The organism is Tardiphaga robiniae, from assembly GCF_001618955.1.
GTDB classification, from domain to species: domain Bacteria; phylum Pseudomonadota; class Alphaproteobacteria; order Rhizobiales; family Xanthobacteraceae; genus Tardiphaga; species Tardiphaga robiniae_A.
In genome coordinates, this window is record NZ_LVYV01000009.1 from 34,607 (window position 1) to 54,612 (window position 20,006).

19 protein-coding genes and 1 pseudogene are annotated in these 20,006 nt (G+C 60.2%); 8 read left to right on the forward strand and 12 right to left on the reverse strand.

The features are described 5' to 3' along the window. Positions 1–193: 193 nt before the first annotated feature. Positions 194–1,417 carry a polyhydroxyalkanoate depolymerase gene (locus A4A58_RS11875; protein WP_086937031.1) on the reverse strand — a complete coding sequence of 408 codons (1,224 nt, stop codon included), beginning with the start codon at positions 1,415–1,417 and terminating at the stop codon, positions 194–196. A 180-nt stretch (positions 1,418–1,597) separates the two neighbouring features. Here A4A58_RS11875 and A4A58_RS11880 point away from each other — a divergent pair, with 180 nt between their 5' ends. Continuing rightward, positions 1,598–2,251 carry a glutathione S-transferase family protein gene (locus A4A58_RS11880; RefSeq protein WP_068732190.1) on the forward strand — a complete coding sequence of 218 codons (654 nt, stop codon included), beginning with the start codon at positions 1,598–1,600 and terminating at the stop codon, positions 2,249–2,251. 274 nt (positions 2,252–2,525) lie between these two features. After that, a pseudogene (locus tag A4A58_RS11885) lies at positions 2,526–3,664 on the forward strand (hypothetical protein). Between the two features lie 49 nt (positions 3,665–3,713). On the opposite strand, the gene A4A58_RS11890 reads toward A4A58_RS11885, so the two are convergent. Further along, on the reverse strand, positions 3,714–3,923 hold the full coding sequence (locus tag A4A58_RS11890) for a hypothetical protein (RefSeq protein WP_068732192.1): 210 nt from the start codon (positions 3,921–3,923) through the stop codon (positions 3,714–3,716). Between the two features lie 117 nt (positions 3,924–4,040). Between A4A58_RS11890 and A4A58_RS11895 the strand changes: the two genes are divergently transcribed. Then, positions 4,041–4,421 (forward strand): hypothetical protein, encoded by a 381-nt coding sequence (locus tag A4A58_RS11895; protein WP_068732194.1) that lies wholly within the window; start codon positions 4,041–4,043, stop codon positions 4,419–4,421. Between the two features lie 12 nt (positions 4,422–4,433). Here the strand turns inward: A4A58_RS11895 and A4A58_RS11900 are convergent, their stop codons facing one another. The 3 genes from A4A58_RS11900 to A4A58_RS11910 form a co-directional block, all read right to left on the reverse strand. After that, complete coding sequence (locus A4A58_RS11900) at positions 4,434–5,627, reverse strand: ABC transporter substrate-binding protein (RefSeq protein ID WP_086937033.1); 1,194 nt, start codon at positions 5,625–5,627, stop codon at positions 4,434–4,436. A 198-nt stretch (positions 5,628–5,825) separates the two neighbouring features. Beyond that, positions 5,826–7,052 (reverse strand): ABC transporter substrate-binding protein, encoded by a 1,227-nt coding sequence (locus A4A58_RS11905; RefSeq protein ID WP_068732197.1) that lies wholly within the window; start codon positions 7,050–7,052, stop codon positions 5,826–5,828. A gap of 173 nt (positions 7,053–7,225) precedes the next feature. Further along, entirely contained in the window at positions 7,226–8,053 is an 828-nt protein-coding gene (locus tag A4A58_RS11910; RefSeq protein WP_068732199.1) for an enoyl-CoA hydratase/isomerase family protein, read from the reverse strand. A gap of 179 nt (positions 8,054–8,232) precedes the next feature. On the opposite strand from A4A58_RS11910, the gene A4A58_RS11915 reads away from it, so the two are divergent. Next, positions 8,233–9,168: an SMP-30/gluconolactonase/LRE family protein gene (locus tag A4A58_RS11915; protein WP_068732201.1), complete on the forward strand. Its 936-nt coding sequence runs from the start codon at positions 8,233–8,235 to the stop codon at positions 9,166–9,168. Positions 9,169–9,238: 70 nt separating this feature from the next. After that, positions 9,239–9,832 (forward strand): GNAT family N-acetyltransferase, encoded by a 594-nt coding sequence (locus A4A58_RS11920; RefSeq protein ID WP_068732203.1) that lies wholly within the window; start codon positions 9,239–9,241, stop codon positions 9,830–9,832. A gap of 3 nt (positions 9,833–9,835) precedes the next feature. On the opposite strand, the gene A4A58_RS11925 is transcribed toward A4A58_RS11920, so the two are convergent. Beyond that, on the reverse strand, positions 9,836–10,414 hold the full coding sequence (locus A4A58_RS11925; protein WP_068732343.1) for a TetR/AcrR family transcriptional regulator: 579 nt from the start codon (positions 10,412–10,414) through the stop codon (positions 9,836–9,838). Positions 10,415–10,616: 202 nt separating this feature from the next. Here A4A58_RS11925 and A4A58_RS11930 point away from each other — a divergent pair, with 202 nt between their 5' ends. Then, on the forward strand, positions 10,617–11,756 hold the full coding sequence (locus A4A58_RS11930) for an MFS transporter (protein WP_068732205.1): 1,140 nt from the start codon (positions 10,617–10,619) through the stop codon (positions 11,754–11,756). A 3-nt stretch (positions 11,757–11,759) separates the two neighbouring features. Here the strand turns inward: A4A58_RS11930 and A4A58_RS11935 are convergent, their stop codons facing one another. From A4A58_RS11935 to A4A58_RS11960, 6 genes are all read right to left on the reverse strand, one after another. Next, positions 11,760–12,737: a PDR/VanB family oxidoreductase gene (locus tag A4A58_RS11935; RefSeq protein ID WP_068732207.1), complete on the reverse strand. Its 978-nt coding sequence runs from the start codon at positions 12,735–12,737 to the stop codon at positions 11,760–11,762. A 15-nt stretch (positions 12,738–12,752) separates the two neighbouring features. Next, positions 12,753–13,508 (reverse strand): GntR family transcriptional regulator, encoded by a 756-nt coding sequence (locus tag A4A58_RS11940; RefSeq protein WP_068732209.1) that lies wholly within the window; start codon positions 13,506–13,508, stop codon positions 12,753–12,755. Positions 13,509–13,512: 4 nt separating this feature from the next. Continuing rightward, entirely contained in the window at positions 13,513–14,562 is a 1,050-nt protein-coding gene (locus tag A4A58_RS11945; RefSeq protein ID WP_068732211.1) for an aromatic ring-hydroxylating oxygenase subunit alpha, read from the reverse strand. A 192-nt stretch (positions 14,563–14,754) separates the two neighbouring features. Then, on the reverse strand, positions 14,755–15,597 hold the full coding sequence (locus tag A4A58_RS11950) for an AAA family ATPase (RefSeq protein WP_068732213.1): 843 nt from the start codon (positions 15,595–15,597) through the stop codon (positions 14,755–14,757). A 94-nt stretch (positions 15,598–15,691) separates the two neighbouring features. Next, positions 15,692–15,934, reverse strand: a complete 243-nt coding sequence (locus A4A58_RS11955; RefSeq protein WP_068732215.1) for a GlsB/YeaQ/YmgE family stress response membrane protein — start codon at positions 15,932–15,934, stop codon at positions 15,692–15,694. A 217-nt stretch (positions 15,935–16,151) separates the two neighbouring features. Next, a complete protein-coding gene (locus A4A58_RS11960; protein WP_068732217.1) occupies positions 16,152–18,068 on the reverse strand; it encodes a diguanylate cyclase in 1,917 nt (638 codons plus the stop codon). 304 nt (positions 18,069–18,372) lie between these two features. Between A4A58_RS11960 and A4A58_RS11965 the strand changes: the two genes are divergently transcribed. Together A4A58_RS11965 and A4A58_RS11970 are read left to right on the forward strand one after the other, a co-directional pair. Continuing rightward, positions 18,373–19,554: a vWA domain-containing protein gene (locus A4A58_RS11965; RefSeq protein WP_068732219.1), complete on the forward strand. Its 1,182-nt coding sequence runs from the start codon at positions 18,373–18,375 to the stop codon at positions 19,552–19,554. Beyond that, on the forward strand, positions 19,551–19,964 hold the full coding sequence (locus A4A58_RS11970; protein WP_068732221.1) for a rhodanese-like domain-containing protein: 414 nt from the start codon (positions 19,551–19,553) through the stop codon (positions 19,962–19,964). Before A4A58_RS11965 ends, A4A58_RS11970 begins: the two co-directional genes overlap by 4 nt. The last annotated feature ends 42 nt before the right edge of the window (positions 19,965–20,006 follow it).

Genomic DNA, 20,006 nt, shown 5'->3' on the forward strand with positions numbered 1-20,006 from the left:
TTGATGCGTAGTATGTCCCGTGAAAATCGTGCAGTCGTCAATACACGGTCCGCCGAAGCGGTAATAGGAAACCGCTGTCATGTTGCTGACGCGGCCGCTAAACGATTCCCCGGTATCGACGTAGGTTATTCCTGCGACATCCGCGTCACCAATTTGGGTGAAGCGCCCGACTATTTGTATACAACGCAGGGTTTCAGGAATTCACGTGAACAAAATCACGCAGCAGCGGGTAGATCTCGTTGTTCCAGCGGCGTCCGCTGAATACACCGTAATGGCCTACACCGGCCTGCATGTGATGGACTTTGCGATAGGCTCGCACGCCGGTGCATAAATCCTGGGCTGCCAGAGTCTGGCCGATCGAGCAGATATCATCCTTCTCGCCCTCGACCGTCATCAGCCCCATGCGTTTGATCGATGCGCAGTTCACGGTCCGGCCCTTGTAGGTCAGCTTGCCCTGCGGCAACAGATGCTCCTGGAACACGTCGCGGATGGTGTCGATATAGAACTCTCCCGGCAGATCCATCACGGCGAAATATTCGTCGTAGAACGTCTTGATGACTTCCGCCTTCTCGGTCTCGCCCTTGGCGAGATGGTCGGCGAGATCGACATGTGACTTGATGTGCCGCTCGAGATTCATCGAGACGAATGCAGTCAACTGAATGAAGCCGGGATAGACTTGCCGGAACGCGCCTTTGCACTGGAACGGCACGTAGTTGATCATGTTCTCTTCGAACCACTTCAACGGTTTGCTCTTGGCGAACTCGTTGACCTTGGTCGGCTGAATGCGTGTATCGATCGGGCCCGCCATCAGTGTCAGGCTTGCCGGGCGCGCCGGGTGATTGTCCTCCGACATGATGGCAGCTGCGGCCAGCGCTGACACGGACGGCTGGCAAATCGCGACCATGTGCGAACGCGGACCGAGCTCATTCATGAATGTGATCAGGTGCTCGGTATATTCGTCGAGGCCGAACTTGCCCTGATTGAGCGGTATGTCGCGCGGGTTGTGCCAGTCTGTGATATAGACGTCATGATCCTGCAGCAGGGTCTTCACGGTGCCGCGCAGCAGCGTCGCGAAGTGGCCGGACATCGGCGCCACCAGCAGCATGCGGGGCTGTTCCGGCGCATTCTCTTTCTTGAAGTGTAGCAGCGATCCGAATGGCGTCTTGAAGGTGACTTCTTCCGTCACCTCGTGCTCGTCGTTGCCGACCATCACCTTGCCGATATCGAATTCGGGCCGATGATAGGTGAGGGCGGAGCGTGAGATCAGCTCAAGTGCTGCCGCGAGGCGGCCGAACGGTTTCTCGGACGTGCCGGCCGGGACGAGATTGAGGTACTTCAATGCGGCAGATGCACCGGTGCGCCAAGGTGCTGTCAGATCCATGTGATTCTGGTAGGCCTGATACATCATTGACATCATCCGGAGCTATCCCTGCTTTGTTGCTATGCAATATTGAAGCCAGAGAAGAGTCAATTCGTCTGGAAAACTGGCATGTGGTTTGCTGAATAAAATTAAAGCAGCACAAGCAATGGGCAGCCGGGAACCGGTTACCCCGAGGGCTGACGGGCTGCCTGGGTTCGGGCGTAAGGGGGATAAGTCATGGCCAACGCAACACTCACCATCAGCAGCAAGAACTACTCGTCGTGGTCATTGCGAGGGTGGCTGCTGACAAAATTCTCAGGCCTTGAGTTCGACGAAGTCGTTACGGCGCCGGACGATGCCTCCGCCAAGGCCGAGATCCTGTTGCTGTCCTCATCGATCCTGGTGCCCTGCCTGCGCCATGAAGGGGCGGTGGTCTGGGATACGCTGGCAATCGCCGAATATCTCAACGAGATCATGCCGGAAGCCAAGCTACTGCCGGCGGACCGCATCCTGCGGGCGCATTGCCGCTCGATTTCGGGCGAAATCCACTCCGGCTTCACGACATTGCGGGCGTCGTTGCCGGTCAACATCAAGGGGCATTTTCCGAACTTCAAGGTGTGGTCGCGGGCACAGGCCGACATCGACCGGATCTGTACGATCTGGCGCGAGTGTCTGTCGAAGTCCGGCGGCCCTTTCCTGTTCGGCGCCCGCAGCATGGCGGACGCCATGTATGCGCCGGTGGTGACGCGCTTCGCGACCTATGACGTCAAGCTCGATCCGCAGCTATCAGCCTATGCCAGCACCATAATGAACCTGCCCGAAATGCAGGAATGGATTGCCGCGGCCAGGCAGGAGCCTACCGATATCGAAGAGCTCGAGGTTGAGTACTGATTGATAGTTCGGCAATGCCGCGCCGGCTTACGGATCGGGCAGGGCGTGCTCAACTTGTATCCAGAATTTGTAGCGCTCGCCCGGGGATTTGTGCAGTTTGGCCGCCAGATCATCTGCTAACGAGCGCGATTGGTATCAAAACGCCTTTGACGCCAGCTGGCGCGATTTTCGCATAGCAGCAATTTCTCGCGAGCCGCATTGCGTTGGCTGCCGATCGGTTGTGCGCCAATCACAGTTCGGTCCCCGGGTGTTTTTAAACACGTTGGAGGATCCCATGAATGTACATGCTGCGATCGACCTCAAATGGCCTGGGCTTAAGCACCCGAACGGCGACCCTCTCCGCCTGAATCATGGGGATTTCGTAGCGATCGATCGGCACAAGGACACGACATACGAGGCGACCTATCGCCCGCAGGCACTTTATAGCCGCGCCAATGAGGGCTTTCACGCCAACAACGAAACCTTCCTCCTCCATGAGGTCGCGACCAATCTGCCGATTTATCGCGAAGACACCGGCCCTACCGACTTCCATCTGCATCTTCCACCAGGCGGCTTCCAGCTCGTGCTGGTCACGTCTGGCATGTTCACCTTCGATTACGATGGGCGCTTCTACAATGTCGGCCCTGGCGCAGTGATGCTGCAAAGCGCGATCGTGCATCGTCAGCTGTTCTACACCTGGTCGGGATTGTCTACCGAGGAGAACCTGAAGACGCCGCAGACGGTGGTGCCCGATCCCCTCTCCATGGGCTACTCCGGCAAATTTCTCGAAGCCTTCGTAACCGATCCGACGACCTTCCCGAACCCGACAATCGTGGGTCCGGATCAGATCAACGAAGCCGAGACGCCACGCGTGGCCTGGACCCTGCTCTGCATGATCGCCCCGACGATGCAGGCTTCTGGCTTCAGGATCCGCTGGCGCTGGATGCGCTCTTCAAGCTGCTGGCTGATGACACCATCAAGTCGGCGGCGCCCGTCTATGTGCGCGATATTGGCATCGAGGCTCCGAGCGGTCATCTTGTCACCGGTCACATCATCGCAACCGATCCGCATGGCAAGTCCCTCTTGCCGAAGAGCTCCTCGGCGGCCGTGGATGCCGCCTCTTTCGCGAAAGGTGAGGTTGTCATCTATCGCGTCATTCGCGGCAAGGCCGAATTCAGGGATAGTGCCGGAAAGACGTTCGAACTTGCGGCCGGTGACGTGGTGACGGCGGGCAAGAATTCGACCAGCCTCATCGGGATGGGCGAAAATACGCAAGTCCTCCGACTGGGCCTTCTGAAGGGCATGGAGCAGCTTCGCAGTTGGACGCCGACCCAGCGCGATGAAATCGACGGCCTGGCGGCCAAGATCATTACACAGAAGGATATCCGTCCCCTGCGAACCGAGGGCAAGCCTGTCGGCTATCTGTACGCGTAATCGCCGGTCGGCGCAGTGCACCGCCGCCCCCTAAGCAGGCAAACGGCTATCACGCTGTACGTGGCAGCCGCCATCCGACCACGCGTGCCTCGACCATGCTGCCCGTCTCGGCATTGCGCCATTCGCCATCTGTGAAGACGCAAGGAAAGGGGAGCTGATAGGTGCCGCTGTGGTCCTCGCACAACACTTGCACCGCCTGATCAGGCTCAGGATCACCCTGGCCATCGAATTCGGCCAGCCGTCGTTCACGCGTCGCCATGAGGTGCTCCGGTCAAGGAACGGGCGGGCATCTTCTTCGTTCCCATCACACCTGGTTGACAGCCGGGCGCCAGCACCGCTTGGTCTTGGCGGCATGACGGACATGATGGGGACAACGATGCGCCGCCGAACAATCCTTGCGATGACATTGGTGACCATTTTGGGCGCCGCCAAGGCGCAGGCGCAGGATGTGCCGGGAATCGAGATCTGCACGGTCGAAAAGACCATGGAGCGCCGCACCAGCTGCCTGCAAAGCAACGTCAATTTCCTGCAGCAGACGCTGGGCAAGCTGCGGCTTGATCAGCAACAGCGGCTGGATGCGGCCAATCGGCAGGTCGAGGCGCTGAAGGCTACCGTCGTTGCCCTGCAGAAAACCGTGGAGGAGCTGCAGGCGGCGCAGAAGAAGCCGGTGTCGGCTGCGAAGGAAGCTCCGGCCGCCGCGAAAGACGCGCCGGCGGCCAAGGATGCGCCAGCGCCTGCCAAGGATGCGGCGAAGTAGGGTGCTCTCGTCCTACTCGCTGCTCAGCACGGGTCCGAACAGTTCCCAGCGTTCGCCCTTGAAACGCATCATCTGCAACTGCTGCAGCGGGCTGTAGTCGGTTGGGCTGGTCTTGACGCGGGTACCGGGCAGGAAGATGCCGACCTCATAATCGAGGCTCGTGGCCTGCTTCATCACATTCTCCCGCGTGAGCGTGTCACCGCAACGTTCAAGGATATGCGCCAGCGTGCGCGCGATGCCGAAGCCGTACAGCGTGTAGATGTCGTTCTTGTCGCCGTCGGGATAATACTTGTCCATGAACGCGAGCCATTCCTTGATGGTCGGATCGTCCTTCCACTGCGGATCGGTCGGGTCTTTCATATAGGCCGCGCTGATCACGCCCTGCGCATTGTCGAAGCCTGCCGGCTTGATCACCGAGCCGACCGATTGCGACACGTTGACCAGCATCTGCACCGGCTTCCAGTTCAGCTCGGCCACCTTCTTGATCGCCTGCGCGGCAAACTTGGGCGAGGCAATGTTCAGGAACACGTCGGGGTTGGCGGTCCTGATCTGGACGATCTGCGAATCCACTGTCGGCGAACTGGTCTCGAAGCTCGCCTGTACCGTGATCATCTTGTCGGCCTTGTCGCCGAGCCCTTCGCGCACGCCGCTGAAATAGTCCTTCCCCATGTCGTCGTTCTGGAACAGTACGCCGATCCTGGCATCGGGATGGTTCTTCAGGATCCACGCCGCCCAGATACGCCCCTCATTGTGGTAGCTGGGCGACCAGCCCATGGTCCACGGGAAGTGCTTTGGGTCGGCCCATTTCGAGGCGCCGGACGATACGAAGAGATGCGGCACCTTCTTGATGTTCATGTATTTCTGGATCGCGGAATTCGTCGCCGTCCCCAGCGGATTGAACAGCAGCAACACTTCGTCGCTCTCGACCAGCTTGCGCGCCTGTTCCACTGTCTTCGGCGGCGAGTAGGCATCATCATAGCTGATGAAATTGATCTTGCGGCCATTGATGCCGCCCTGATCGTTCAGCATCCTGAAATACGCCGCTTCGGATTTTCCGATCGAGGCATAGGACGATGCCGGCCCGCTATAGGGCATGATATTGCCGACCTTGATCTCGGTGTCGCTGGCACCCGGATCGTATTTCTTCTGCGCGTGGGATGGCGTAGCGAGCGAGCCGAACATGAGCGCGGAAAGTGCGAGAGTCATCCCGCGGGGCAATGTCCTGAGCATCGTTTCCTCTGACGTCATTTATTTCCGCAGTGCGGTCTATCCAAATGGACGACCAATCGCTGCAGCTTGCGTCGAGTATGCACGAATGAGGAGAGGGGGCCAGCAACGAGAGCGCGTGGCTCAGCACGCGTGCGTCCCCTCTGGCTCAAGAGAGGGGACGCCGGAGCGTATCGCTTACGAGTTCTTCTCGCCGGACATCAGCGGACCGAACAGTTCCCAGCTTTCGCCCTTGAAGCGCTGCATCTGAAGCTGCTCCAGCGGGCTGAAGTCGGTCGAGCTGGTCTTGATCTTGGTACCCGGCAGATAGATGCCAATCTCCATGTTCAGGCTCGCCGCCTGCTTCATGATGTTTTCACGCGTGAGGTCGTCGCCGCATTGCTTGAGCACCTGGACGATGCCCTGCGAGACGCCGTAGCCGAACACGGTGGCGCCGTCTTCCTTGTCGCCCTCGGGATAATACTTGTCCATGAAGGCCGACCATTCCAGCATGCCGGGATCGTTCTTCCATGTCGGATCCTTGGGATCCTTCATATAGGCCGCGCTGAGCACGTCCTGCGAGTTGGCATAGCCCGCAGGCTTCATCACGCTGCCGACAGATGCCGAGACATTGGTGACGATATGAACGGGCTTCCAGCCCATTTCGCCGATCTTCTTGATCGCCTGCGCAGCGAATTTTGGCGTGGCGATGTTGATGAAGACATCCGGATTGGCTGCCTTGATCTGCACGATCTGTGAATCCACCGTCGGTGAAGCAGTCTCGTAGGGCACCTCAGAGACGATGTAGTCCTTGGCCTTGTCACCAAAGCCCTCATGGAGTCCGATGATGTAATCCTTGCCGAAGTCGTCATTGGCATAGAGCACGCCGACTTTCTTGCCGGGATGATTTTTCATGATGTATTGCGCGTAGATGCGCGCCTCGGCCTGGTAGCTCGGCTGCCAGCCCATGGTCCATGGGAAGTTCTTCGGATCGGCCCATTTCGCGGCGCCCGTCGAGACGAACAGTTGCGGCACCTTCTTGGTGTTCATGTATTTCTGGATCGCCGTATTTCCCGGCGTGCCGAGCGGGTTCATGATGAACAGCACTTCGTCATTCTCGACCAGCTTGCGCGCCTGCTCCACCGTCTTCGGCGGGCTGTAGCCGTCGTCATAGCTGATAAAAGTGATCTTGCGGCCGTTGATGCCGCCCTTCTCGTTGATCATCTTGAAATAGGCGGCCTCGGTCTTGCCGATCGTTGCGTAGGAGGACGCCGGGCCGCTATACGGCATGATGTTGCCGATCTTGATCTCGGTATCGGTGGCGCCAGTATCATATTTCTTCTGCGCGTGGCTCGTGGTGGACGTAAGCGCTGCGACAACGCCGGCGAGCAAAGTTGCTCGCAGAACTTTCCAGTCATGCTGCATGGTCAAGTGTCCTCCCTATGCTTCGATCAACCGTCTCGGCCTGTCTGTGCAGGCTGTTGTGATGCGGCTCGAATGCCGGGAGTATGCACCAAGCCTCGAAGTTGGAAAGCTGACTTAATCAGCAAAGCGTGACGCGGCGCACAACGCCGCGTCGGTGTGTTTGTGCGTTGCGCTCACTTGCCGGTGAATTTCGCCGGGCGCTTCTCGAGAAACGACGCCATGCCTTCGCGGAAATCCGCTGTGCGAAACAGCGGCAGCAATTGCAGGAACACGTGATGGACGTGGTCGCCAAAGCTCTCGGACAGACCTGAGCGCATCATGCGTTTGGCAGCCTGCACTGCGAGCGGCGCATTGGCGGCAATCTCGGCCGCCACTGCATTGGCGCGCGTCATCAATTCCGCATCATCAACCACCTCGTTGGCAAGGCCCATTTCGAGGCTTTCGCGCGCCGACAGTGTGCGGCCTGTGAAGATCAGCTCGGCTGCCTTGGCCCAGCCAATCATGCGCGGCAGAAACCAGGTGCCGCCGGATTCAGGCACCACGCCACGTTTCACGAAGGCCGCGGCGAATTTGGCACTCTCCGCCATGATGCGCATGTCGCAGCCGAGCGCGACGTCCATGCCATAGCCGGCGGCGGCACCATTCATGGCGCATATGGTCGGCTTCTCCATGTTGAACATCACGATCGGGGGCGCGGTCTTGAGATCGAGCGTGGTGCGGCTGTTGTTGGCGTCATTGGTGGAGCCGATGCCGGTGCCCTTGGTGGCGCTAGCCATGTCCAGCCCGGCGCAGAAGGCGCGGCCGGTGGCCGTCAGGATCACCACGCGGACTTCGGGATCAGCGTCCGCTTTCAGGAACAGTTCGCTGAGCTGCGACAGCATCTCGCGTGAGATCGTGTTCAACCGTTGCGGGCGATTGAGCGTGACGGTCGCGATGCCATGGGCGACAGAGTAGAGCACTTCGTCATCGGCTTCAGGCGCAACTGCGGTGTCGGTCGGCATCGGGCTTCCTCGGATTTTTGTGTTTTCGTTGTCCGCAGCTAAAGCTGAATGGAAATTCCACGCAAGTGGCCATGCATTTGCGCGGCTTGGCAGCGCAGGACATGTTTGCTCTACTTCGGCCACGCTGCGTCACCCGCCGAAGGTGCGATAACAAACCAAGAAAATGTCAGGGAGTTTCCATGTCCAGCCCCAATATCCGCGTCCTCGCCACCGATCTCGCATTCCCCGAAGGCCCGGTGGTGATGCCGGACGGGTCCGTCATTCTGGTTGAAATCCGTGCGCAGCAGTTGACGCGAGTCTGGCCCGATGGCCGCAAGGAAGTGGTCGCGAAAATTCCCGGCGGCCCGAATGGCGCTGCGCTCGGTCCGGACGGCAAGATGTATCTCTGCAACAATGGAGGTTTCAGCTGGGCGGCATCGCGCGGCGCCATCATGCCCGGTGCGCCGGAGCCGCATGAATATATCGGCGGCTCGATCCAGCGCGTGGACCTCTCTAACGGCAAGGTCGAAACCCTGTTCGACAAATGCGGTGCGCATCCGCTGAAGGGGCCGAACGATCTGGTGTTCGACAAGCAGGGTGGGCTCTGGTTCACCGATCTCGGCAAACGCCGGCACCGCGATATGGATGTCGGCGCGTTCTATTACATGAAGCCGGGTGCCACCGAAGTCGTCGAAGGGCATTTCGGCATGTTGCCGGCCAATGGCATCGGCCTGTCGCCGGACGAGAAGACCGTCTATGTGGCCGAGACGCCGACGGCGCGGTTGTGGGCCTTCGACGTCGGCGCGCCGGGCGAAGTGAAGCCGAGCGAGGTGATCTATCGCGGCGAGCGCGGCCGTCCCATCGCGGGCCTTGGCGGCTATCAGATGTTCGATTCTCTCGCGGTTGAAGCCTCCGGCAACGTCTGCGTCGCAACGCTGGTCAGCGGCTGCATCTCGGTGATTGCGCCGGATGGAAAATTGGTGGAACAGATACAAACTGGCGACCGCGTCACCACGAATATCGCATTCGGCGGCCCCGAGCTGAAGACGGCCTATATCACGCTGTCAGGCAAGGGCGAGCTGATCGCGATGGACTGGCCGCGCGGTGGCTTGCCGCTCAATTTCTTGAACAAGTAGCCCGAGCGCGATCAGCAAAAGTGGAAGCCGGTTTTGCGTCCGATCGCGCGTCTAGAACGAAGGAAGACCGATGCCGTGGCTTGAACCCGTTACGCTCTCTGGCCCTCACGCCCGGCTCGAACCTCTTGCCAAAGATCACTGCGATGGCCTGATCGAGGCCGCCAAGTCAGGCGACCTTTCGAAGATCTGGTACACCGCGATCCCGACGCCGGAAAAGATGAGCGCCGAGATTGACCGTCGGCTCGCTCTGCAGGCATCAGGCGCGATGCTGCCATTCACGGTGAAGGATGCCGACGGCAAGATCGCTGGCATGACGACCTATATGAATGTCGATGCCGCCAACCGCCGGGTCGAGATCGGCTCGACCTGGTATGGCAAGTGGGTGCAGCGCACCGCGCTCAATACCCAGTGCAAGCTCCTGCTGTTGCAGCATGCTTTCGAAAAGCTGGATTGCATCGCGGTGGAATTCCGCACGCATTTCTTCAACCACCAGTCCCGTCGTGCCATCGAGCGGCTCGGCGCCAAGCAGGACGGCATCCTGCGCAATCATCAGATCGCGCCGAACGGCACGCTGCGCGACACGGTTGTCTATAGTATCTTGCCCGGCGAATGGCCGACGGTGAAGGCGCATCTGACCTATCAGCTGGACGAGAAGCCGCGCTGACGATCAGACGGCGGTGCGTCGCTTGCGGGCTGGCAGATAAATCCGGTCAATCAGGCGATTGCAATAATCGGGTGTCGGTATCTGTTCGCTGAATAGCGCGCGATAGATGATCGGCGCCACCACATGGTCAATCACCTCGTCGATGTCGAAGGGCGTCTCGCCGCGCGCTTTGGCGCGTGCGTTAAGGGTGGTGAGGTGATCGCAGGTGAAGCCCGCGCAGGCGCTGGGCAGTCCCTCCTTCAGTGCCGACAACACGTCCCGCATCAAGGCCTGGCCGACTGGGGACGACATCTCTTCGGCATATTGCTCGATGAAGGCGCGCAGATCGGTTTCGACCGCACCAGTGTCGTCGGGATCTGCGATCGGCCGCAGCCGCGCCACGGCGACGTCGGCGAGCAGCGCGGAGAGATCGCCCCAGCGCCGATAGATGGTCGACGGCGTCACGCCAGCCTCGGCAGCGATTTGCGGCACGGTGATCTGGTTTCGGGTGGAAAGAGCCCCCAATTTGCGGACAGCATCATGCACGGCGCTCTGTATCCGCGCGCTGCGTCCACCGATCCGGACCCGTTCCTTCACCGTCACATCGTTCTCCCACGGTCGCACCTGTGCGAAAACTGAGATCCTTAACGCAAAATATTTGCATTAAGCTCTCGGGCGACCTAGATGCCTAATGCAATTACTTAGCTTTTAGGAACGAGCCATGCAAGGCAGCGCCGAAAAGACGTGTGTTTCCAATGCTCAAGCATCACCCGCCAGAGCCGGTTGGGTGTTGAAGCCATCGGCCATGACGGCATTCAGTTTTGCCGGGGCCGCGCTGGTCGCGGCCAGCAGCAGCGCGGTGACGCCGCTGTACCGGCTCTACCAGCAGTCGATGCATCTCTCGCCGCTGATGATCACGCTGGTATTCGCGGTCTATGCGATCAGCCTGCTGGTGGCGTTGCTGACGGTCGGCGGCCTGTCCGATTATATCGGACGCCGTCCGGTCATTCTCGGCGGTCTGCTGCTCAATGCCATCGCGATGGTGCTGTTCTCCTATGCCAGTGATGTCGGGCAATTGATCCTCGCGCGTGCCGTGCAGGGCCTGTGCGTCGGCACGGCGACAACGGCATTGGGCGCTGCGATCCTCGATACTGACCGCAAGCGCGGACCGCTCCTCAACAGCGTGACCGCCTTTCTTGGCCTGATGGTCGGCGCGCTTGGCGCGGCGGCGCTCGTCACCTTCGCGCCCGATCCGCTGCATCTGGTCTATGAGGTTCTATTCGCGCTGACGGCCGTGATGATCGTGCTGCTGTTCGTGATGCCCGAGACCGTGTCGCGCAAATCGGGCGCGCTGGCCTCGCTGCGGCCGCATGTGCGCGTGCCCAGCCAATCGCGCGCCGCGCTGCTGCGCGTTGCACCGGCCACCGTCGCCACATGGGCGTTGGGCGGCTTCTCTCTGTCCTTGATGCCCACGGTGGTCGCAACAACGATGGGCGTCTCCGCGCCTTGGGTCGGCGGCGTCGTGGTCGCGACCCTGATGCTCGCTGCAGCACTGACCGTGGCCGCCCTTCGGCAGCTTCCGGCGCAGCGGTTGCTGGTGATTGGCACGGCCGCACTGTCGCTGGGCGTCCTCGTCTCGCTGCTCGGCATCTGGCAGCACAGCGTTGCGATGCTGTTTGCCGGTTCGGTGATCGCAGGTTTCGGCTTCGGCGCGTCCTTCGCCGGCTCGCTGAGCACGCTGCTGCCGACCGCCGAGGCGCATCAGCGCGCCGGTTTGCTGGCGGCGTTCTATGTGTTGTCCTATCTGGCCTTCAGCCTGCCAGCACTCGCTGCAGGTGTGGCTGTGCCGTATGCCGGACTGGCCGTCGTGGCCTATGTCTATGGCGCCGTGGTCATCCTGCTCGCGATCATGTCGATGATTGCGTCGCTGCGCGGTGAACGCTGACGGTCAGACAGCGTCCGGCTGATACAACGTATCCACCGTCACCGTGCCGACGACGCGCGAGACGCAGGGACAAATCTTCGTGTTGCCGCTCTTTTGGTGATCGCTGAAGAACACGTCGCGATGATCGATTTCGCCGTCGATGGCGAGGACATCGATGGCGCAGACCCCGCATTCGCCGCGTTGACAGTCGGACATCACTTCGTGTCCGGCATCGTTCAGCGCATCGAGCATCGAGCGGTTCTGCGGCACCACGATCTCGGTACCGGAGCCTTTCAGTCGCACGCGGAATTCCGCTGTTGGCAACAGGCCGCTTGACCCAAAGGTCTCGTAGCGCAGGTCGGCCGGCGCACGGCCTGCGCTGTTCCAGGCGTGTCGCGCGGCTTCCAGCATCCGCATCGGCCCGCACATGATCGCGATGGCGTCGGTGGGGAGGGCGGAAAATGTGGCATCGAGGTCCAGTCGCGCAGCTTCATCGCTGGCGTGAACGTCCAGTCGTTCGCCCAGCAGCTCACCCATCTCGTCGAGATATGCGGCGTCCTGGCGGGACCGGACTGCATAATGCAGACGCACGTCGACAGATCGCTTGCGCAGCGCATGCGCAATGCCGGTGATTGGCGTGATGCCGATGCCGCCGGCGATCAGGCAATAGGTCTTGCGGGCCCAGTCGATATCGAACAGCGACGATGGGCTGGAGATTTCCAGCCGGCCACCGGGTTGCAATGCCCACATCGCCTGCGAGCCGCCGCGGCTATCTGGGGCCAGCCGTACAGCGATGCGTAGCGTGTCGATCGCGCGTTCACCGACCAGCGAATAGGATCGCGTTTGCGGTTGCCCGTCGATCAGGAGGTTGACGTTGATATGGCTGCCCGGCGGATAGGACATCGGCGGCGCATCCGGTCGCAACGTGATCTCGCGGATACCCGATGTCACATCGCGAATGGCATCGACGCTGCACCACATCCAGTGTTCTGCGAAACGCATAAGGGTTCTCCCGGATCAGTCGGTGGGCGCAGACGTCAGCAGTGCCAGCGCCGGCAGTAAGTCGAGATGCGTGCGGTTGCGCAAAGCGAGCCGCAGATTGCGTACGGCGAGCCGCGCATGTTCGCGCATCACGGCTTCGGCGCGCGCGCCTTCGCGATTCTCGATGGCGTCGACGACGATGCGGTGATGTTCTTGGCCGATCAGCAGGATGTTGTGCGCTTCCGGCAGCGCTGACTGCGCCATCACGAAGGCGCTGGGCGAGGCAAAGGGCATCGCCGAAACACGATCTATCTGCCGGATCACCGGCGCGCTGCCGGAGAGATCGGTCAGCAGCGCATGGAAACGGGCGTTCATGGTGACATAGGCGGAGAAGGCTTCCACCGAGATCGGATCCTGCCGCACCAGTTGATCCAGATCCGACAGACATTCTTTCAGTGGTTCGAGGTTGCGGGCGCTGGCGCCGCGCTCCGCAGCGAAGCGGGCGGCGAGGCCTTCCAGCGTGCCGCGCAGTTCGATCGAGTCGAGAATGTCGCGCTCGGAAAACGCCTTCACCATGAAGCCGCCGGACGGGATCGCCTGCAACAGGCCCTCGTCCTCCAGGCGCACCAGCGCGAGGCGCACCGGCGTGCGCGACACACTGGTAATCTCCACGGCCTGCAGCTCGCTGATGCGTTCGCCCGGGCGCAGCGTGCCGGACAGGATCATGTCGCGCAGTGCCAACTGCGCACGCACGGTCTGCGAGACGGAGCGTTCGGTATCGCGTTCGCTCATGATTTTACTCTGCCGCCTGGAGTTTGGGTGGCGTGCTTTCCTTCGCCACCATGCGGTCGATCACCCGTCGGCACCACATCGCGCCGGCATCGATGTTGAGATTGTAGAAGACGCGGTCGGGATTCTCGTTCATCGCCTTCTGCTGTGCTTCGAGAATGATCTCGTCCTCGCGGAAAATACCCGCGACGCCTTCGCGGATTTCCGTGGTGATCTTCTGCTCGGTGATGCGGTGGTTGCGCACAAAGGCCCAGAAATAGTGGCAGGTGGTCTCGGTTTCCGGCGTCATGGTGTTGAGCACGAAGCCGTTGACGCCCTGCGAGCGATCGCCTTCCGGCGCGCCGGTTCCTGCCGGTGCGACGCCGACGTCGATATTCACCGTGCTCGGCGCCTGGAAGTGGATGATCTGCCAGCGATCGACGGGGCCGGGCTTGCGCAACTGCGCGGCCCAGAATGGCGGCGCTTCGATGCCCTTCATCCAGCGCGTCACGGTGACGGTCTTGTCGCCATGGGTGACATCGAAAGGAGATTCAGCGACGTCGTCCTGACCGATGCTGGAGCCGTGCACGAAGGTCTCGTGGGTGAGATCCATCAGATTGTCGACCACGAGGCGGTAGTCGCACTTCGCGTGAATCGTCTTGCCGTCGCCGGCCCATTCCGGATCGTCATTCCAGTGCATGTCCGGCACTAGTGCCGGATCTGCCAGCGCCGGGTCGCCCATCCACAGCCAGATGAAGCGATGCCGCTCGACCACGGGATAGGAGCGCACGCAGGCGGAGGGATTGATGGTCTCCTGCGAGGGCATAAAGGTGCAGCGGCCCTGCGCATTGTATTTCAGACCGTGATAGCCGCAGACAACCGTATCGCCCTCGAGACGTCCCTTGGAGAGCGGCACCAGTCGGTGCCAGCAGGCATCCTCCAGCGCGCTAACGCCGCCATCGGAGCGTCGGTAGATCACCACATGCTTGCCGCAGATCGTGCGTGGGAAAAGCTGGTGCTTGATGTCGGCATCCCAGGCGGCGGCGTACCAGGCGTTCAACGGGAATGAAGCGGGCATCGTATTCCTCCGTGGCGCGGTTCTTGGATCCTGCCTGTATACAGATTTGGCGTTTGAAGGGACGATATCTCAATAAAGTGGGGATGAAAACCGATTTATGTATACTTAATTTGGCAAATACTTGCAAAATAGGTATTAAAAAACCGCCCCTAAGGGCGGTTTTTCGTGAAGGCTGTATACCTCGATGGTGGATCAGACTTCCCGTCTGTTCAAAAACGCCAGCCGCTCGAACAGGTGCACGTCCTGCTCGTTCTTCAACAGCGCACCATGCAGCGGCGGGATTAGCTTGCGCGGGTCGCGCTCCCGCAGCATCTCCGGTGACATGTCCTCATTCACCAGCAGCTTCAGCCAGTCGAGCAGTTCCGACGTCGACGGCTTCTTCTTGAGGCCAGGCACGTCGCGTACCTCGAAGAAAATACGCATCGCTTCGGCGACGAGGCGATGCTTGATGCCGGGGAAGTGGACCTCGACGATCTGGTTCATGGTGTCGATGTCGGGGAACTTGATGTAGTGGAAGAAACAACGGCGCAGGAAGGCGTCGGGTAATTCCTTCTCGTTGTTCGATGTGATCATCACGATCGGGCGCTTTGCCGCCTTGATGGTCTCGCCGGTCTCGTAGACATGGAACTCCATGCGGTCGAGCTCGAGCAGAAGGTCGTTCGGGAATTCGATGTCAGCCTTGTCGATTTCGTCGATCAGCAGCACCGGTCGCTCTGCATGGGTGAAAGCTTCCCACAGTTTGCCGCGCTTGATGTAGTTGCCGATATCTGAAACGCGGGGATCGCCGAGCTGGCTGTCGCGCAGGCGCGAGACGGCATCGTATTCGTAGAGGCCCTGCTGTGCCTTTGTGGTCGACTTGATGTGCCAGGTCAGCAGCGGTGCGCCCAGCGCCTTGGCGACTTCTTCGGCCAGTACGGTCTTGCCGGTGCCCGGCTCGCCCTTCACCAGCAGCGGGCGTTCGAGCACGATGGCGGCATTGACCGCGACCTTGAGATCATCGGTCGCGACATAGTTTTCGGTGCCGGTAAACTTCATGGAGACTTTGCCTTGTTCTTCTTGTCGCGCGGACGCGCGCAGCCGAAAATGATGGGAATCGCGGTAGGCGATCGCAGAGTGAGGGGATGCGACGTTAGCGCCGGATCAGCGACAGGATGACGAGCACGATCACCGCGCCGATGGTGGCGTTGATGATGTCGCGGATCGCCCCGACGCCAAGGCTCACACCCAGGCGCGGCAGCAGCCAGCCAGCGACCAGTGCGCCGATGATGCCGATCACGATATTGCCGAGCAGGCCGAAGCCGGCGCCACGAACGATCAACCCGGCCAACCAGCCGGCAATGGCACCGATCAGCAATGCTGCGAGAATTCCCATGGATCAATCCTTCGCGGGCGACATCAAGTGACGCGCCATTCCTGTTGTGATCATCAGCCGTCGGCCAATTTGGCCAGCCGGCACGTTTCCGGGCGAAGTTTAATTGAATTATTGGTCAGGTCCAGCCACCATTCCGGGCACTTCGCGGGACCTTTTGCGATGACGAAGAACATATCATGGCGGGGAAAAGCCGGGCGGTCTGGCGGCAATTGGCGGATCAGCCGTTGTGCGAAAAGCCCGCGCTGAAATATTCGCGTTTCAGCGCCGAATTGGCGACAACGCAATCTCGACCACGTCGTTTGGCCTCGTAAAGCGCCAGATCGGCCTCGCCGACCAGGGCGGCTTCGTTCGAGGTCAGGCTGTTCCGGCTGGCAACGCCGACGCTGATCGACAGGTGGCCACGGGTTGATGCCATATTTGGAATCTCCAATGCCCTGACCCGAAGGCGCAGGGCTTCCGCGATAGTGATCGCATCGGCCTCGGATACGTCCGGCAAAATGATGGCGAACTCCTCGCCACCATAGCGTGCGGACAATGCCGGCGTATTGATCGTGGCGTCGGCGATGACGGCCGCGACGCGTTTCAGGCATTCGTCGCCGGCCTGGTGGCCGTTGCTGTCATTATAGCCCTTGAAGTTGTCGACATCGATCAGCAGCACCGACATCTGCTCATGCTGCTCATAAACGCGGCGCATAAAGCCGTCGAGCGTGCGCCGGTTTGCCAGTCCCGTCAGCCCGTCGGTGGTCGCGAGTTCGGCGAGTTTGGAATTCAGCGCGGTCAACTCGTCCTGCATCCTCTTGCGCAAGGTGACGTCGCGCAGCACGCCGACAATCTCGACCTTTTCGCGATCCGTCGCGCGCATGGCCAGCTTGAAGTTTACTTCTACCCACGCCAGTGACTTGTCGTGGCGATAGGTCCTGAAGATCACCGTGCGGTTTGCGGTGAGATCTGTAAGCTGCGCGCTGGCAGCCTTCACGGTTTCGACATCGTCCGGATGCACCAGTTCAAAGCAGGACCGCCCGAGCAGCTCGTTCGGACTGTGTCCCAGGACGAGTTCGACCGAGTGCGAGACGAAGACGATGTTCCCGAAGCGATCGAGCAGAATGATGACATCAGCGATGTTGTCGGCAAGCAAGCGATAGTGGGACTCGCGCTCGCGGAGCGCGTGTTCCATGTTGAGCCGGAAGCGAAACTGGGTCGATAGCAGGGCGGCGAGGAGGATCACGGTGCAGAGCAGGACTGAAGCAACGATAACGTCGGAGAGCAGATTGCTCTTCCATATCGCCAGCACCTGATCTTCCGGAATCGCGACCGTGACGATCAGCGGATACTGCGTGGTTTGCTCGTAGCTGAAATATTTGGTGATGCCGTCGAACGGCGAATCGATCTTGTAGAAGCCTGCCAGACTCTGTTTCAGACGGGTCTGAATGAGCTGAGTTCCGGAGAGGTCCTTCCCAACTTCCATCGATGGCCAGTGAATCAGCAGTATGCCGTCGCTTCGGATCAGGCTGATGCCGCCGCTCTCGCCGATCTGGAATGTTTTGTAGAAATCGCTGAAGTACTGGTTGTCGATTGCGCCCGTCAGCACACCTTTGAAGGTGCCGTCGGGCCCGTCGATCCGCTTCGACAGGATGATTGACGTGCGGCCGGTTAGCCGCGACGTGATGGGAGCGTTGATTCTGATATTGGAGTCGATGTGATCGCGATGATAGGTGAAATAGTCGCGGTCGGAATTATTGTGCGTTGGCGTTTCCGGCAACGAGGAATAACGCCAGTTCCCCAGCGTATCGAATACACCGATTTCGCGGAGCTGTGGCAGTGCATTCGCCGTATTGGCCAGAAACGTGTTGAAGCGATCCGGCTGCGGGTTTTGGTACTTCAGCAGATCAGCCATCCCGCTCATGGCGATATCGATGGCCTGTATCGAGCGCGAAGCATGTTCGACCAGCGAATGTGCGAGGTTTCGACTATCGGTCTCGCTTTGCGCCAGCACGGCTTGGCGGGCATCGAGCGCCTTCCAGACGACAAGCCCGAGCACGCACGCACTCATCGCCAGCACGAACAGCGTGACGATCACACCCGGCGCGGAGAGTCGGCTCGGCGAACTGCTGGTCGGTGTCGTGGGCACGGTCATTCGGTTCTATGTTGACTGCAAAACAGGCCATCACCATGGCCGTCGTTGCTTTCACGATAGCTAAGAATGCCCGCTGATGGCGGGACACCGCGTTGCGTGGTTACTGACGCCGGAATTGTTGAAACAAATACCTGCAATCTGACAAACGATTGCTTGACCATGCCGCGGAGCGGAATTCGCCCCGGTTTGACTGACAAATCTCGCTTATTTCGGATGTGCGCCGCGATGGCGAGCCACGGAGCTGTGTAGGCTTCTACCACATCCGGCCCTTGACGGACGCGGGTGGTCGGGCAATCTGTCAATCATGTTCTTGCAATTCTTCACATCGCTGCGCGATGCGCAGGTCCCGGTGACCCTGCGCGAATATCTCACGCTGATGGAGGCGCTCGACGCCGACCTCGCTGATCAGTCGGTGGAGAATTTCTATTATTTGTCCCGTGCAGCGCTGGTGAAGGACGAGCGCAATCTCGACAAGTTCGATCGGGTGTTCGGCACGGTCTTCAAGGGGCTTGAGAGCCTGCTCGACGCTATGGAAAAGGCAGAGATTCCCGCCGAGTGGCTGAAGAAACTCGCCGAGAAATATCTTACCGAGGAAGAGAAGAAGCAGATCGAGGCCATGGGCTGGGACAAGCTCATGGAAACCCTGCGGAAGCGCCTTGAAGAGCAGAAGGAACGTCATCAGGGCGGCAACAAATGGATCGGCACCGCCGGGACCTCACCGTTTGGCGCCGAAGGCTACAATCCCGAAGGCATCCGTATCGGGCAGGAGAAAAGCCGTCACCGGCGCGCGGTGAAGGTCTGGGACAAGCGCGAGTTCAAGGATCTCGATGGCAATGTCGAACTTGGAATCCGCAATATCAAGGTGGCGCTGCGCCGTCTGCGCAAGTTTGCCCGCACCGGTGCGCCGGATGAACTCGATCTCGACACCACGATTCGGGAGACCGCCAATCACGGCTATCTCGACGTCCACATGCGGCCGGAACGGCGCAACGCGGTCAAGGTGCTGGTGTTCTTCGATATCGGCGGATCCATGGATTCGCATATCGAGCAGGTCGAGGAACTGTTTTCGGCGGCGAAGAGCGAATTCAAGCACATGGAGTATTTCTACTTCCACAACTGTCTCTATGAAGGCGTGTGGAAGCAGAACAAACGCCGCTTCACGGACCGCACGCCGACCTGGGACGTGCTGCACAAATATGCCCATGACTACAAGATAGTGTTCGTCGGCGACGCCTCGATGTCGCCTTACGAAATCATGGTGCCCGGCGGTTCGGTCGAGCATGTGAACGAAGAGTCCGGCTCGGTCTGGCTGGAGCGCATCACGCAGACCTATCCGAATGCGGTGTGGCTCAATCCTGTCGCCAAGCGGCACTGGGACTACTCGGAGTCCACGACCATCATTCGGCGGCTATTCTCGGAACGGATGTATCCGCTGACGATTGAAGGTCTCGAAGGTGCAATGAAGGAACTGGTGCGGAAAGCATGACGCAGACGATTACCCGCGGCTACAAGGCACTGCTCGACGAAGCCAACGCGCAGATCGAGACCATGAGCGTCGAGGACGTAATGAAAGCGGCGGAAAGCCCGGATGTGGTTATCGTCGATATCCGCGATCCCCGCGAGATCGAACGCGAAGGCAAGATCCCCGGCTCGTTCTCCTGCACCCGCGGCATGCTGGAATTCTGGATCGATCCGGAAAGTCCCTACGGCAAGCCAATCTTCCAGGAAGACAAGAAGTTCATCTTCCATTGCGCCAGTGGCTGGCGCTCGGCGCTGGCAGCGAAGACGGCGGCCGATATGGGCCTGAAGCCGGTGGCGCATCTGGGCGGCGGCTTCACCGCCTGGCGCAATGCGGGCGGCGCGGTCGAAAAGGTCGAGCCGAAGGCGTCGAAGTAGTCGATATTTGTCGTCATTCCGGGGCGCGCGTAGCGATAGCTA

What these genes read in the sequence shown, in the direction of transcription:
- A4A58_RS11920 (WP_068732203.1), top strand. Translation starts at nt 9,239, where the DNA reads ATGCCGTGGCTTGAACCCGTTACGCTCTCTGGCCCTCACGCCCGGCTC.
- A4A58_RS11950 (WP_068732213.1), bottom strand. Translation starts at nt 15,597, where the DNA reads ATGAAGTTTACCGGCACCGAAAACTATGTCGCGACCGATGATCTCAAG.
- A4A58_RS11970 (WP_068732221.1), top strand. Translation starts at nt 19,551, where the DNA reads ATGACGCAGACGATTACCCGCGGCTACAAGGCACTGCTCGACGAAGCC.
- A4A58_RS11910 (WP_068732199.1), bottom strand. Translation starts at nt 8,053, where the DNA reads ATGCCGACCGACACCGCAGTTGCGCCTGAAGCCGATGACGAAGTGCTC.
- A4A58_RS11875 (WP_086937031.1), bottom strand. Translation starts at nt 1,417, where the DNA reads ATGATGTCAATGATGTATCAGGCCTACCAGAATCACATGGATCTGACA.
- A4A58_RS11965 (WP_068732219.1), top strand. Translation starts at nt 18,373, where the DNA reads ATGTTCTTGCAATTCTTCACATCGCTGCGCGATGCGCAGGTCCCGGTG.
- A4A58_RS11945 (WP_068732211.1), bottom strand. Translation starts at nt 14,562, where the DNA reads ATGCCCGCTTCATTCCCGTTGAACGCCTGGTACGCCGCCGCCTGGGAT.
- A4A58_RS11960 (WP_068732217.1), bottom strand. Translation starts at nt 18,068, where the DNA reads ATGACCGTGCCCACGACACCGACCAGCAGTTCGCCGAGCCGACTCTCC.
- A4A58_RS11890 (WP_068732192.1), bottom strand. Translation starts at nt 3,923, where the DNA reads ATGGCGACGCGTGAACGACGGCTGGCCGAATTCGATGGCCAGGGTGAT.
- A4A58_RS11880 (WP_068732190.1), top strand. Translation starts at nt 1,598, where the DNA reads ATGGCCAACGCAACACTCACCATCAGCAGCAAGAACTACTCGTCGTGG.
- A4A58_RS11935 (WP_068732207.1), bottom strand. Translation starts at nt 12,737, where the DNA reads ATGCGTTTCGCAGAACACTGGATGTGGTGCAGCGTCGATGCCATTCGC.
- A4A58_RS11930 (WP_068732205.1), top strand. Translation starts at nt 10,617, where the DNA reads ATGACGGCATTCAGTTTTGCCGGGGCCGCGCTGGTCGCGGCCAGCAGC.
- A4A58_RS11915 (WP_068732201.1), top strand. Translation starts at nt 8,233, where the DNA reads ATGTCCAGCCCCAATATCCGCGTCCTCGCCACCGATCTCGCATTCCCC.
- A4A58_RS11905 (WP_068732197.1), bottom strand. Translation starts at nt 7,052, where the DNA reads ATGCAGCATGACTGGAAAGTTCTGCGAGCAACTTTGCTCGCCGGCGTT.
- A4A58_RS11955 (WP_068732215.1), bottom strand. Translation starts at nt 15,934, where the DNA reads ATGGGAATTCTCGCAGCATTGCTGATCGGTGCCATTGCCGGCTGGTTG.
- A4A58_RS11940 (WP_068732209.1), bottom strand. Translation starts at nt 13,508, where the DNA reads ATGAGCGAACGCGATACCGAACGCTCCGTCTCGCAGACCGTGCGTGCG.
- A4A58_RS11895 (WP_068732194.1), top strand. Translation starts at nt 4,041, where the DNA reads ATGCGCCGCCGAACAATCCTTGCGATGACATTGGTGACCATTTTGGGC.
- A4A58_RS11900 (WP_086937033.1), bottom strand. Translation starts at nt 5,627, where the DNA reads ATGACTCTCGCACTTTCCGCGCTCATGTTCGGCTCGCTCGCTACGCCA.